Annotated in this window: 8 protein-coding genes and 1 pseudogene; 2 read left to right on the top strand and 7 right to left on the bottom strand. The window is 45.8% G+C overall.

Annotation, left to right across the window (positions count from 1 at the left end; genetic code table 11):
- The first annotated feature begins 163 nt into the window (after positions 1-163).
- A complete protein-coding gene (locus NMC31_RS25040) occupies positions 164-1,423 on the top strand; it encodes a tyrosine-type recombinase/integrase (RefSeq protein WP_253899360.1) in 1,260 nt (419 codons plus the stop codon).
- A gap of 32 nt (positions 1,424-1,455) precedes the next feature.
- Here the strand turns inward: NMC31_RS25040 and NMC31_RS25035 are convergent, their stop codons facing one another.
- The 6 genes and pseudogenes from NMC31_RS25035 to NMC31_RS25010 form a co-directional block, all read right to left on the bottom strand.
- On the bottom strand, positions 1,456-1,593 hold the full coding sequence (locus NMC31_RS25035) for a hypothetical protein (protein WP_157999942.1): 138 nt from the start codon (positions 1,591-1,593) through the stop codon (positions 1,456-1,458).
- Positions 1,594-1,613: 20 nt separating this feature from the next.
- Positions 1,614-2,449, bottom strand: a pseudogene (locus NMC31_RS25030) (integrase domain-containing protein).
- 940 nt (positions 2,450-3,389) lie between these two features.
- Complete coding sequence (locus NMC31_RS25025; RefSeq protein ID WP_253899359.1) at positions 3,390-3,611, bottom strand: helix-turn-helix domain-containing protein; 222 nt, start codon at positions 3,609-3,611, stop codon at positions 3,390-3,392.
- Positions 3,608-4,069: a hypothetical protein gene (locus NMC31_RS25020; protein WP_253899358.1), complete on the bottom strand. Its 462-nt coding sequence runs from the start codon at positions 4,067-4,069 to the stop codon at positions 3,608-3,610. The genes NMC31_RS25025 and NMC31_RS25020 overlap by 4 nt, the downstream gene beginning before the upstream one ends.
- Positions 4,070-4,365: 296 nt before the next feature.
- A complete protein-coding gene (locus tag NMC31_RS25015) occupies positions 4,366-8,559 on the bottom strand; it encodes an ATP-binding protein (protein WP_253899357.1) in 4,194 nt (1,397 codons plus the stop codon).
- An 89-nt stretch (positions 8,560-8,648) separates the two neighbouring features.
- Entirely contained in the window at positions 8,649-10,766 is a 2,118-nt protein-coding gene (locus tag NMC31_RS25010; protein WP_253899356.1) for an RNA/DNA-binding domain-containing protein, read from the bottom strand.
- A gap of 125 nt (positions 10,767-10,891) precedes the next feature.
- Here NMC31_RS25010 and NMC31_RS25005 point away from each other — a divergent pair, with 125 nt between their 5' ends.
- A complete protein-coding gene (locus NMC31_RS25005; protein WP_253899355.1) occupies positions 10,892-11,482 on the top strand; it encodes a hypothetical protein in 591 nt (196 codons plus the stop codon).
- Between the two features lie 440 nt (positions 11,483-11,922).
- Here NMC31_RS25005 and NMC31_RS25000 read toward each other — a convergent pair whose 3' ends face one another.
- Complete coding sequence (locus NMC31_RS25000; RefSeq protein ID WP_253899354.1) at positions 11,923-12,630, bottom strand: hypothetical protein; 708 nt, start codon at positions 12,628-12,630, stop codon at positions 11,923-11,925.
- Between the last annotated feature and the right edge of the window lie 538 nt (positions 12,631-13,168).

Genomic DNA, 13,168 nt, shown 5'->3' with positions numbered 1-13,168 from the left:
AAATTTAGTTTCATGGCGTTCCTATAAGTCCTGAAACGTTGAAAAACAGTAAGTTAAAGAAACCTGATGGTACTGAAAAGTTCCGTCGGGTTTTTTGACATCCAGAGTTTTTGGGGGCTTAATTGGGGGGTCTGTTGGTTCGATAAACTCTGGAGCCCCCGCTATGCCACTCACCGATACCGCCATTCGTAACGCCAAGCCGCTCGATAAACCTTACAAACTCAGCGACGCGCAGGGCCTGTACCTGCTGATAAAACCCAACGGCTCTAAACTCTGGCAGCTCAAGTACCGCTTTGGCGGCAAGGAGAAGAAGCTGGCGTTTGGCCCTTACCCGACCGTCACGCTGGCGAATGCGCGTAAGCTGCGTGAAGAAGCGCGCGCCGTACTCAGCGCAGGCGACGATCCGGGGGTGAAAAAGCAGCAGGAGAAGCAGGCAAAGAAAAGCGGCAATACCTTTGAGGAGGTCGCCCGTCAGTGGCTCGCGGGCAATATCCGCTGGACGGAGCATCACGCGGCGAAGATCCTGCGCTCGCTGGAGCTGCACGTATTCCCGCTGATTGGCAAAATTCCCGTTGCCGACCTGAAAACCGCCGATCTGCTGATCCCGCTACGGGTAGCCGAAAAGAAAGGCAATCTGGAGACTGCCGCACGGATACAGCAGCGCACCACGGCGATCATGCGCTACGCGGTGCAGGAGAGTCTGATCGCCAGCAATCCGGCTAACGATCTTACAGGCGCTATCGCGCCGCCGCCGAAAAACCATTACCCCGCCCTGCCGCTGGAAAAGATGCCGGAGTTGCTGGAGCATCTGGAAAGCTATTCCGGCAGGCTGTTAACCCGTCTGGCGGTGCAGCTCAATCTGCTGATCTTTATCCGCTCCAGCGAGCTGCGCTTTGCCCGCTGGACGGAGATCGATCTGGATGGCGCAATGTGGACTATCCCCGCCCAGCGTGAGCCGATCCCCGGCGTGCGCTATTCGGAGCATGGCGCAAAGATGAAAACCCCGCATCTGGTGCCGCTGTCAAAACAGGCGGTCACGGTGCTAAAACAGTTGAAGCTGCTGTCCGGCAGCAGTGAGTTACTGTTTCCCGGCGACCACGATCCGCGCAAGCCGATGAGCGAAAACACCATCAACAAGGCGCTGCGGGTGATGGGTTACGATACGAAAGTAGATATTTGCGGTCACGGCTTCCGCACTATGGCCTGTAGCGCGCTGATCGAGTCCGGGCGCTGGTCGAAAGATGCGGTTGAGCGGCAGATGAGCCATCAGGAGCGTAACAACGTTCGCGCCGCGTATATCCACAAAGCAGAGCACCTCGACGAGCGCACGCAGATGATGCAGTGGTGGTCGGACTATCTCGACGCCTGTCGGCAAAAGTTTGTTGCGCCATATCGGTATGACAGGCAGGTTCAGGCGGCCTGAGCCATTCAGCGAGTCATGCCGGAAAGCAGATCTCAGCAGGTCTGCTTTTTTATTTGTGCCAGTTCACCCGGATAAACATCGATCTGCGCCAGTTCCGGCCCTTTTAGCCCTTTCGGGTCAGGCGCTGTTACTCTTAGCGACCCTTTACCCTTCGGCCCTTTACTTTTCATGATTGCACCAGAACAGGAAGTTATTCCTCTTCATGCCGCCCATACACCTGCGCCACATAACGCCCGCGCCCGTCGCCGTGGCCCAAATCCCAGCGCCTCTTTTTCGCTGAATCCCTGCACCAGATAATGGCGGATCGCATCCTGCGCCCAGGCATAGCGCAATGAGTGCGGAGAATATGCGCCAGTAGTTCATGGCCGATTTGAGATCGGACCTGTCGATCAGCCTGCCGTCACGCTGTTCTGCAACGGTCAACGCATTCTCCAGCGCCTTGCGAACTGCCCCAGCATCCAGAATGACCGTTTCGCGGGGCCGACCACCTTTGGTGCCATAGACCACGGTAAGCCGTGTCTCACCGCGTTCAATGGCCTGTTTCCACGTTCTCAGTGACTGCACACTCTGTACCGCCTCCTGCGAGCGTAGCCCCATCAGCCGCGCCAGTTCCAGCGCCGCCGCCAGCCCGGTATCCTGAGAGCGGGCCACTTTCATCACCTGCTGATAATGCTCCGGCGTGATGGCCTGCCGCGTCCCATTGCGCGACGCGCCCGCCAGCCCTAATGATTTATTAGTCAGTCGCGTATGTTCCGCCACCTGACTTCGCCCCGCCTGTTGCAACACGACCCGGAGCGAAGCCATTTCATTTTGCAGCGTTCGCAAACCGATCTCCTGCGCCAGCCTGTCATGAATATAGCTTTCAATGTGACGAACCTTAATCTGCGCCACCCGCTGGATCTGAATATTCAGCGAGCGTAAATGGCGGCTGAACCGTTGCACAATGTGAATGCGGTTATCCACCGTTGTAAAACTGCCGCCCGCTTTTTTTGCCAGCGCCTTCATTTCACCACCTAATTTACCCATAGCTACCCCTTGCCGCTGTTAAAAAGCACAATCTGGCCCCGGCGTATGCTGTGTGGCTGCGCCAGAACGATACCTTCACGCCGGGGTGGCAGGTTGTTGAGGTGTAGGGAGTTTCAGACTGTACGCGGTACAGGCTGCCTGCGTGAGCAGGAAATTCTCCGGGGCATCATGCCCCCCTCGGTATCGATCTTTTTCTCCTTTTCTGAACCGACAGCGGCCTGAAAACGGCGTGTCAGTGTGGGGGATTGAGGGCGCAGGCCAGATTTTCCGTGGCTTGCGTCGGCGTGGTGGAATGGCGTCACTTTGCCGCTTTGCGCGACGAAAGTGACGCCCGGTTCAGCGTTGCGCTCCGAGAACGCAAATTCTGGTGCAGTTTTACGGCCACGCGGCAGCAAAGCCTTGCGGCAATGCAGGCCGCAGCCCGTAAAAGTTAAGGCGCTGGTGTGGCAGCAAGTACAAGGGTTACCGGATCGTTTCCGGCGTAGTGCAGCATTGACCAGAGATCTGGCGCAGGAAAAGGCGCTGAAATTCAGCAGGTGTAAGTGGAACTAGAAATCGGGTGATTTCTGATCGAGTAGAATTGCAGCCGGTGAACTGGCGCAGTGAAAGAATGTATCGAGTGTGACTCCGAGCCTCCGCCGCGATATTCTGCGGCCCGGTGTTTGCAGAGGTCTGCACCGGTCAAGGGATCAACCATCTCCTGACGAATCAGGCGCTTCTTTCAGGCCATGAAGCATTGGGAGCTGCCGAAGCAGCGGAGTGCAGGAGGGAGATTACACCCAGTTTACGAGGATGAAAAGGGGAAACCTTTTTTCTGGAAATTGAGTTGTTTGTGGATTTTTTCACGATTTTATGAATGGCAGTCTGCCGCGCTTCGCTTGCCTTCTCCCGACCTTCCACCAGCAAATGCTGGCAGAAGATCGGGAGAGTCTGTTTTGCTTTAGCGATATTCAGGCTTACGGTAGCGAGAAGGCCAGATTTGCTCTGGTGCAACGCCCAACGCTTCGGCGATCAGCCTCTCACCTTTGGGCCAGTGCCTTATCAGCGCATTTGCCAGCGTGGAGGACGCCAGCCCTGAGTTGCGGGAAACGGCTGAAAGCGACGTCCCGCGCTTTTTCAGCGCCGCAATTATGTCGGCAGAATGCCAGTCCGGTTGCATCATGCCGCCACCCCGTCAATAAACTTTACGCCGTCGGCAGTACGCAACCAGCGTGGGGCTTTCATTTCTGCCGCGAAGTAGTTGATCAGGTCATACAACAGCCAGCTAAGGAATTTCTCCGTTTCTGAGGAAAACCCCTGCCCCGCCAGCGTCTGCGTCAGGGCAAGGCAGTAGTTGCAAAGTTCGGTACATTCTGGCCCAAACAGAGGGGAATTAGCAGGAAGGGTATCAACGGTCAGGCTTTCAACAAGATGGAGAGGGACGGGTTCTAACAGCGTGGGCCGGAGCAGAGTCAGAGCGGCATTAAGTCTGCCACAGAGCGCCATTTTTAACGCTGGATCTTTGCTTTCAATCAGGGTTTCGGCAAAGTTTTCGCAGTGGCTGGCAAGGACGGTGAAGTCCGTGGCGGCGTTGAAGGGAACGGAAAGTAACGGGTGTGCTTGAGTGAGGATCGTAGCCATAGTGGCAACCTCCAGTAAGTGATTAATTGAACCACCACCGAAGAGACCAATCTTGCGGGTGGTGGAACCGGACGGAGTTGGTCTTACCGGCCTTACTGGACACCGGCGCGTCTTGCGACGCCTCCGCCCGGCCCACCATTGAGATGTAGCCGGATGAACGACATAAAAAAGACGCAAAGCGCGTCATATGTCGCCAGTAAGGAATATCTTCAGGAGACCAATCCCGGCACCTGAATTTGCAGGTGCTTGTAAACGATACCGCTATCGATTACAGACAGCAAGGAATTTTTAGTACCTTATTTAATTATCTTCCACCCGTCTATACTACTGTTCTTTAAAGTATAAACTCCACATATCTCCAGCCATTTATCGCCATCGATTTTAATTGGGCGCATTGAATGGATATTCTTCTCACCGGTAACAACCCAAACAATATTTAAATTATTGCTTAATAGAAATTGTTCTAGTTTATCTTTATCAACGATGAGTGCTGATTTATTCTTATACTGAATAGAGGGATCCATGAATATAACATTTCCATCACTGTCTAACCATTCTCCTGTATTTTCAGAATAATTCAACTTCATCCCATGATACATAAACTCGCAAGGTGCCAAGTATGATAGTTCATTATCACCAGACGAATCAGACTCCCAATGATGACTTTCCGATGTCAGACAAACAGTTGCAATGGGTTTTTCTTTCTTTTGCCAATCAGTATGAACATCCTGCCAACCCTTATCCCCGTAATACGGGTCGTCAAAATATTGATATGCAGGTGACCAGTAATACTCTCGGCTAAAGACTCGGTATTGATCATGCGATTCTGGTAAATTTTGGATTAATGACAGATCTTTATTCAAATTATGTATTAACGTTGGCAATTCAACTTCTTTGACTAAATAACTTCTAAAGTAATACCAAAGATGTTTTTTAGCATAGCCATATTCGTCCTCACCAAGAGGAAGTGACTCATCCCATGTAAAAAAGCCATCAAGTAATAAATATTTTTTATCATCAGCAGACAGAACTGATATCAGTTCAAGTGGATCAGGTAAATTAGCCTCTCTCTTCAACCAATCATTAATAGTGCCATCCCAGTCATTATATGGATTTTCATTATTCCAGAAGCTTTTTTGTATTATAATCTCTTTGCTATAAGATGGCGTGGTTGGATCTATTTTTCTGACAAACAACTCCCAGGGTCCCTGAAACCAGACATAATTTTTCGACTCTGACCAGCGACTGCCCCCTTCGGCCACCTGATGATTGTCCGCAATACGCGCCAAAACCTCATACAATGCAATCCATTGGTATTTTTTACCTATTCTTTCTTTTTTATTCCTGCTTCTATCCCCCTCACTGGCGTATCGATCAAACTGTCCATGCTTCTCAACATCATAGCCATATTTCTCAAAAATCAGTTTACAGGCATAGTTACTTAGATCATTAGGGTCAAAATCACACCATCCAGATAATGCACTCTGAAAAGTATAACGTCCGAAATCACCATAGCTACAGATCCCCCGTCCATACTCAGTAACCATTGAGCTTAATATTGCATTTTGTCCCCAATAGTAATCTTTAAAATCCGCAGCATTATAATCATATTTATACGCATCAATTTCCTCATTGGTTGGGAAAGTCGTTGGAAAATCACTTCGATATGGAGGCCGAATAATATCAACACTATCCATTTGATATACTTTTTTATATAAAGCATATTCTATTATATTTCTGGCATAATCCCTGACAAGAATATTAGGATATACTTCTTCAGCTTCAAAAATAGTGGCAACAATATTTTCAGACAGTTTATCTAAATCATCCAGAGTAACAGAATTTAAAACCGCGCCATAAGAGGCCGCCAGGATCCGCTCCAGTACGTAAGGATCATTAACATCTTTAAAGCTGTCTATGAGCGCCGTAATCGTTTTAATACTATTTTTCAATAAATTGGCTAACGATTTCGTTGCGCTATCTCGTAATTTGATATTCGTGCTCGTCAGTAGCCATGACAGCGCCTTAGCAGCCAGTAATCTTGAGTCATCCGATAAATAAAACTTATCCTCTTCCGCGCCAGCCCAGTCAATTAAACGCTGCATCGAAGAAGTTTCGTAATAATCTAAATTATGGAGATACTTCGTCCAGAATGAATCTCTGATTGCCATTGAATGTTTTGAAAGAAATTTGTGTAACTTGTCTGCGTTATAAATATGTTCGGGGTCGGAGGATACGGTATAAACCATTTGCATAAAGGCATCAAAGCCGTTATCAAATGGAATGATATATTTATTAATATATTCAAGCGTCTTTCCCTCAATATTATCAGGCTTACGCCAGATAAGACTTGAGATAAATGCACGAATAATACCATCATGTTTTTTATACTCAACTTCAACCAATTCATAAAGCTCTTTGCCAAATTTCTCAGGCAACTGAATAGAAAGTGATTCAATTATACCCTGATAAAAATAGCTCGATTTTATATATTTATATAACTCACCATTCTCTTTAAAAAAAGAATCTAGTGCATCATTATTATTTATTGAATATTTATCTAAAAGAAAAGATACTGTCAGATGGTCTTCAAAACGTTCATAAGCCAGATATACCCCTTCTTCATAATTATCTTTCGAATTCCAATAGATATTCTTTGACAATATCCCTTCTGAAATTAATTCATCGAGAAAACGACGTCGATCACTATATCGACCAATGATTTTCTCTGCAATATCAAATGCCGCTTCATACGGAATAAAACTCAAGTCATTATTTAGCTTATATTCTATTAATTCATTAATGGTTTTCTCTATAAGCTTAAAATTTTCAGGGTAATTGAAAGAGGAAGGTCTCGATAACTTAGCCTCAATACTGTTTATGAAAAATGAAATGATATTACTTATCCCAGAATATCCTTTCGGAATTTTATTTAATCCAGAACGATATAGACCTTCGCAAAAAATTTTAAGAAAAAGTGGATTACTGAATTCAGGATGTAATATCGGGACACTCGGTTGCTCTATACCATATTGAGAAAAGAAGAACTTAGATGCCTGATATTCGACACTCCCAAAACCAGAATGAGCAATTCGTGTTATTTTATTTTCATCGAAAAAGTCTTTGGGGACAATTAATTTTTCATATGAGCTTCTGATACTCAAAACAAGCCCAAGCCAAGGATATTTAGAGAACTGATTTATCATGCCGGCTATATAATCGGGCCAAAAATACCGTCCTTTCCCTTCATTGATTGCATCAATAATAAACAGCAGACGTTCTCCCTGAGCCTCAGCTCTGGCATTCAATGCCCCTAATAAGACATTTTCTTTACCATCAACACGCAGAATATTTCTTAGTATTTGTGTCCATGGAGACTCTTCTGATACAAAGTTTTGCCCCAGAAGTAATAGGCAAGGAATCCTACTTTTTATTCGATGGTTTGCTATATCCGCTAATAAATGAGATTTTCCAATCCCGGCCTCCCCGGACAAAATCATTAGAGGGCTATTTGCCAATTTCAACATTGTACCCTTGATAAAGTCTGAAAAGTCAGAAATTGCTTGCCATGCATTATTAACCTGATACCTCAGATCGTCATTTTTCTTGTCACTATTATCAATAAATTCATGTTCAAAATCAGATAAGTACTTACTAACATTATCTATGTGACTCAATAATAAATTTATATCAAACTGTTCCAATGCACGGTCTTCGGGAACAAAGCTGTCTTTAACATCAGAAATCCAGCGTTTAAATTGTTCGGATATGTTATTACCAGAATAATGAATGGCTCTATCTGTAAACTTGTTAAGTTTTGCAAGAAAATCATGAAAATATTTATGTGTTACCTTATAAAAATCACTATTTCTGCTAATTGCATCAAAATTTCTAGCAATATCCAGTTCGACATTCAGTTCTGGAGTATATCGCTTGCCAAGGTTTTTAGTGCTCTCTTCTATCTGTTCGCTAAACCAACGAGTGGTAAACTCTTCCGCTGAGAACCAAAAATGTAACCGGCCAGCATTATTCTCTTGTGATAACCGATGGGTTAGTTCCGAGCTTCCCCAATATTCAATACTGATATTTCTTCCTAGCCCCTTAGCGTATTGAGTCCATTCTGCAACCTTTTTATTCCATTTATCCATAAACCAATCCTGATCCTTTCTACGAGGATCCTGTCGATCTAACGGAATACAGATATAATATTTGGTAAGATTTGGATGTGTTTTTAAAGCAGTTTCAAATGATTCTTTTAACTGTTTCCACTGAGCATCACCCATACTAAAAAAATACTTTGCCTGCCAGCCATATTCAGTTCCATCATCAAGTACACAATAGGCTTCGACGCCACCATCTGGCGCTGCCACACGGCGAAAATCTATTTTGTTAATAATAGGTTCTTCTCTTGCTAACTGACAAATCAGTTCTTCAAAAGCATTATTTTGAGAATTGTTGAACGTCCTGATGCTTTCCCATCTTATCGACATATTATTTCCTTACGATGTGCGTTCAAACCAAACAACACGAGGCGCACGTTTATTGAATATCGCACGAATGATATGGACCAGATATAGCATTAAACCGCACTATACCCCTGCTTCGGGTCATTCTTATACTGCGGAAACGCCAGCTTAAGCTCCCCTTGCTCCACCAGCGGTTTCAAGTATTGCTGACGCAGCGCATTAGGGTTACGGCTAAGGATCTGCCCCAGCGCAGCAACAGAAATATACTGCCCCTGACACACATTCAGGATCACACTCTTCATCAGCTCTTTATCCCCCAGACGCAGCCTTTCACGCGGAACCGCTGCTAAAGTAAACAACGAATCCCGGAAAGCTTCGGTGAGATTGTCGACATCATCAATATACGGCCTATCTATAAAGCGATTAAGCAAACGCCCATACTCATCCCGAGATGCGGGTTGATCGTCATCGGCGTTATATGTGGAGCTCTCTTCGTTATGTGTGGACCCCAGCTCATTATATGTGGAGTTCCCCTCGTTATGTGTGGACCTCTGCGCGTTATATGTGGAGCTCCCCTCGTTATGTGTGGACCTCTGTTCGTTATATGCGGAGTTACCCTCGTTATGTGTAGAGCTCACAACCGCACCTAACGAGAAAACCTCATCCGGCGTCATGACCGATACGCCGGGTAAGGTGTAATATTTGCTTTTCTGCTCACCCCCAGCGACTAGAAAACCTTTACTTTCCAGACGTGGAAGCGTCAGCGTGACTTCGCGGGAATGACGGGTTGTTAACTGGCAGGCGCGTTCATGATTGACCCAGCCTTCAATTGCAGCTGTTGCAACAATCACCTGTTCAAAATCATCAAGCTGATCGAAGGTTTCACCAAACCGCTGATGCAAATCATCCAGAACATGCTGCGGGATCAGGCTAGCCGTAGAAAGCTCTAATAGCGTCTGTGCAGGAAACATTTTTTCCCAAAGTTTGGGAGTTCGCCAGTTAGCCGATTTCCAGCCGCTGAAAATCTTCGGCATCCCTGAACCTGCTTTCTCACCCAGACCAATCAGCAAAAACATCTGGTGTAGCAACCTGTTGCGGCAATCACTGACGCCGCCCGCAATCACATCCTCCAACGGCAGACGCATCAAGCCGGGGTTGCGAAAGCCAAACATGTCGGGACGTTTGACGATCAGAATAGAAACCCGATCTGTAAAATCAGCATGGACCAGCGTGTTGACCAGCGCTTCACGCAGTGCAATATGTACTGGCGTATCCGTTCTGCGCTGCCCCTCTTCAAGCGTAAAGGGGACTTTAAGATCGGCGACCAGCTTTTGGTATACCTTGCGATAAAAATCAAACAAGTTCCCTGACCATGTACCATCTGGGCATACCCGATCCACCCAACGCAGCTCCGTTTTAGCCTCGGGGCGTTCCTGGTAATCCACCATGTAGTTGGGCGCTGCGGCAATAATCGCATCCCATTTACCAAACATGAGAACGCCAGCCAGCGTGATACCCTCTTTTCCGGTTTCCCTGTCTTTACGCCATCCACCAACCATTTTAAATAGTTCAAACGGCTCACAGGCCAGATAAGGATGCTGCGGGTTATTTGCCGAAAGCAGATTGCGATATACTTTCAGGCTGTCCAGATCGATATCGTCCTGAAAGGTGTAGTGTTCAGAAAGCACTTCATTATCGCGGCTGTCGTGGATCTGCTCCGCAAGCATCCGCTTGACGGTCATATCATCACAAACGCGATCGCCTTCGTGCAGACGTTGATAGGTGTTACCAAATGGGGATTTTTTCAGGTGAACCGGCTTTTGTTTGCGCATTGCCTGTGGAATATGGATCGCCAGCACATCCGCTCCCTGCAAAGAGACCTGTTGCACATCGTTTTCTGATCTCAGCACATTCGCACTGACCCGATCGCGATCGTTTAACTGATTAAACAGATCGGTCTTAATCTTTTCGGGATCAGCAATACCCACTGGTGTAAATTTTCCGGCCTGTTCTTTTACACCGAGAACTACCCAGCCGCCCCGACCATTCGCCATTGCGGAATAGGTGGGCCAGAAGTCTTTCGGTAACTCGCCTTTGCCGTCTTTTCCCCCTGCCAGCTTGAACTCTACCTGTTCCGACTCAATAAGGGTTTGCAGATCTATAATGTCTTTTATTTGCAAAGGCATAGATGTTCCTCTGGCTGAAAAATGTTCGGCTTTATCATACCGCATCTGCTGATTATCCGGTAGGCAGACTGTGTTAACATAACCTAGCTACAGACTATGTAGCCGTAGCACTAAAATTGTACGACAGGTCCAGAACATCATTTGATATTTAATATATACATGGAGGTTATATGGGTGAACTCATCAATACATTGTTGTCATTAATTTCATCTAACTTTTTTAACAAAAAATCAGAAAGCGAAGCGCTGGAGAAATTTCTACTCACATTCTCTCAACCAAATCACGATCCCCGGCTTGTCGAATATTATTTCGCTCTCGCAACACGACACCGTTATGCCAAATATCATGAAATTCTTTTAATGATGAATACTCACTATCCATTGGCCACCATCTGGATGTACAAAAGCATTAACCGTATTCAGTCAGTTGTGGAATTTACTGACGATGATGCAGTTGAAATTACTTCTCAGACTGGATGGCTGGCAAAATCTTCATTACTTGTTATTGATATATTCTTTACTATTGCATTTCTACTTTTTATTAAGTGGGTAGCAAACGATATAAGCGTAATATATAACGCTATTGGTCATTCTGAGATAACGTTTTCCATGCTGCGCAATGTTATCGGCTCAGGTATCGGTGCGATGGTTTCTTTCTTAATACTATCAATGACTACTTATGGTTGGTGGGAAATCATCAACGCTCGACCATTCGTTAATTACTATAATTCACACCGAAGTAATACTACAGACACAAACTGACCGTCATTCGGCTTATCTCCGTTATGCCAGCACCGCAATCGGATAAATGCTGGCATAAATTATATTGGCATATGGCCTTCAACTATACAGATGGATGAGGGAACATCAGTCTCCAGTCGTGGGTACCGACCATTCTGTCAGCACATAGACCAAAGAGGAGCCAAAGCTCTGAAGCCAGTAAGCGATAATTCTAAGTGATTAGATTGGCCCATGATGTCCAGTGAACTCAACTGGGCACAGGATGATATATCAAAAGTAAAGAAAAAAGACCAATACAATCCATAGGTTAGAAAATACTTCGATTCTTATTATATCAAAACCATCCAAACTAACATATCAATATCAAGTTTGAGAAACATTAAACGAACAGAGAAACAATCCGCCACTCTTCTCTGAAGGGCTATAAGGCTTTGGGAAAATAAGCTGAAAAAATCTCCCCCTCATTTTCCTAACTTATCGAGAAATCTCATCACCAACATTGCGCAGGAGGAGCTGTACACCTGCTGTAAGAGAAAATCCAAATCCTCATGGAAGATCAACAAAGCTGAGTGATCTGCCTCATAAAGCGCCCTGAGACTTGGTAAAAGATTCTTCGTCTTCAGAGACAGATCCCATTCATGTGCTACTGCATTACGTATCTTCCTGATATAGCGACATTTCTCCGCCTCTTGACGATTAATTAAGCCGACGTTGAGTGCTTGCTCAATCCGTGCATTGAAAGTCTTAGGCGGTTTTTCTGCACTCTTCCCCAGAGCAACCGTTCTTAATGCCTCGAACTCCAACATTTCATCAAGAAGATTATCAAGCATAGAGCCCCAAACGATAACAACGCTACGAAACGACTTACGTCTATTCTCCTTATTAGCCTCCAGAAGAAACGTCTCCAATCGCTGATACTTCGCGGGAATATTCAGTTGTGGTAATGGTTGTTGTGGAGATTTTGACTTCATTGATGAAGCAATTGCTCCATACTCGCCAGCAACACACTTGGCAAAAATTTCACGACCATGCGGTTCCGGGTCATATGGCGAAGCGGTAAACGGTACTTCCCGGCAAAGTGTGTTTGTTTTAATTAGGCAATTGATTGCACTATGATCATCATTCACCCACTGCGGATTACGAACCGACAGTATTTCAATTTTGATCATCGTACCCCCTTCACTATCCACTATTGCCCATCGTGGATTAATAATTTTCATCATTGTCCATTTAGAAACGACTTTTCGACAATTTTTCAAACTAACCGTGGTCTGTTCAAATGACATAATGACCACAATTGTATCTTACTACTGGAGATAGAACGAAGTCTTGGGACAACCCGACTCCACACATAACGAAGCCCCATTCGCTAAATAACGATTTTTCGTGATAACCCTCACAAAAACAAAGCGATTTTATGTGGGGGCCTTCGTGGGGGCGCTGTTTACAAGAAATACCAACAAAACCAATAACAAACAGCATGTTAATCGTCGATATGATTCCGAGTCCGGCACCACTATTCCAAAGAACCCAGCCTATGGCTGGGTTTTTGCTTTTCTGGGGTTTGTACTCCACTCTTCCTGTTCTCATCCCTTATGCTTTTAAATCATCGCTGTAATCAACGTGAAGCGTTTTAATCTGCCGGGTATTGTTCCGGGCAGGTATCGTTAAGATGTCGTCAGGGAGAGGTTGTGCGCGCTGTGTTGA

The sequence above is a fragment of the Pseudocitrobacter vendiensis genome, assembly GCF_943590815.1.
Taxonomy (GTDB): domain Bacteria; phylum Pseudomonadota; class Gammaproteobacteria; order Enterobacterales; family Enterobacteriaceae; genus Pseudocitrobacter; species Pseudocitrobacter vendiensis.
Note: the sequence above shows the minus strand (reverse complement) of the source record. Positions and strands in the feature narration are given on the sequence as shown.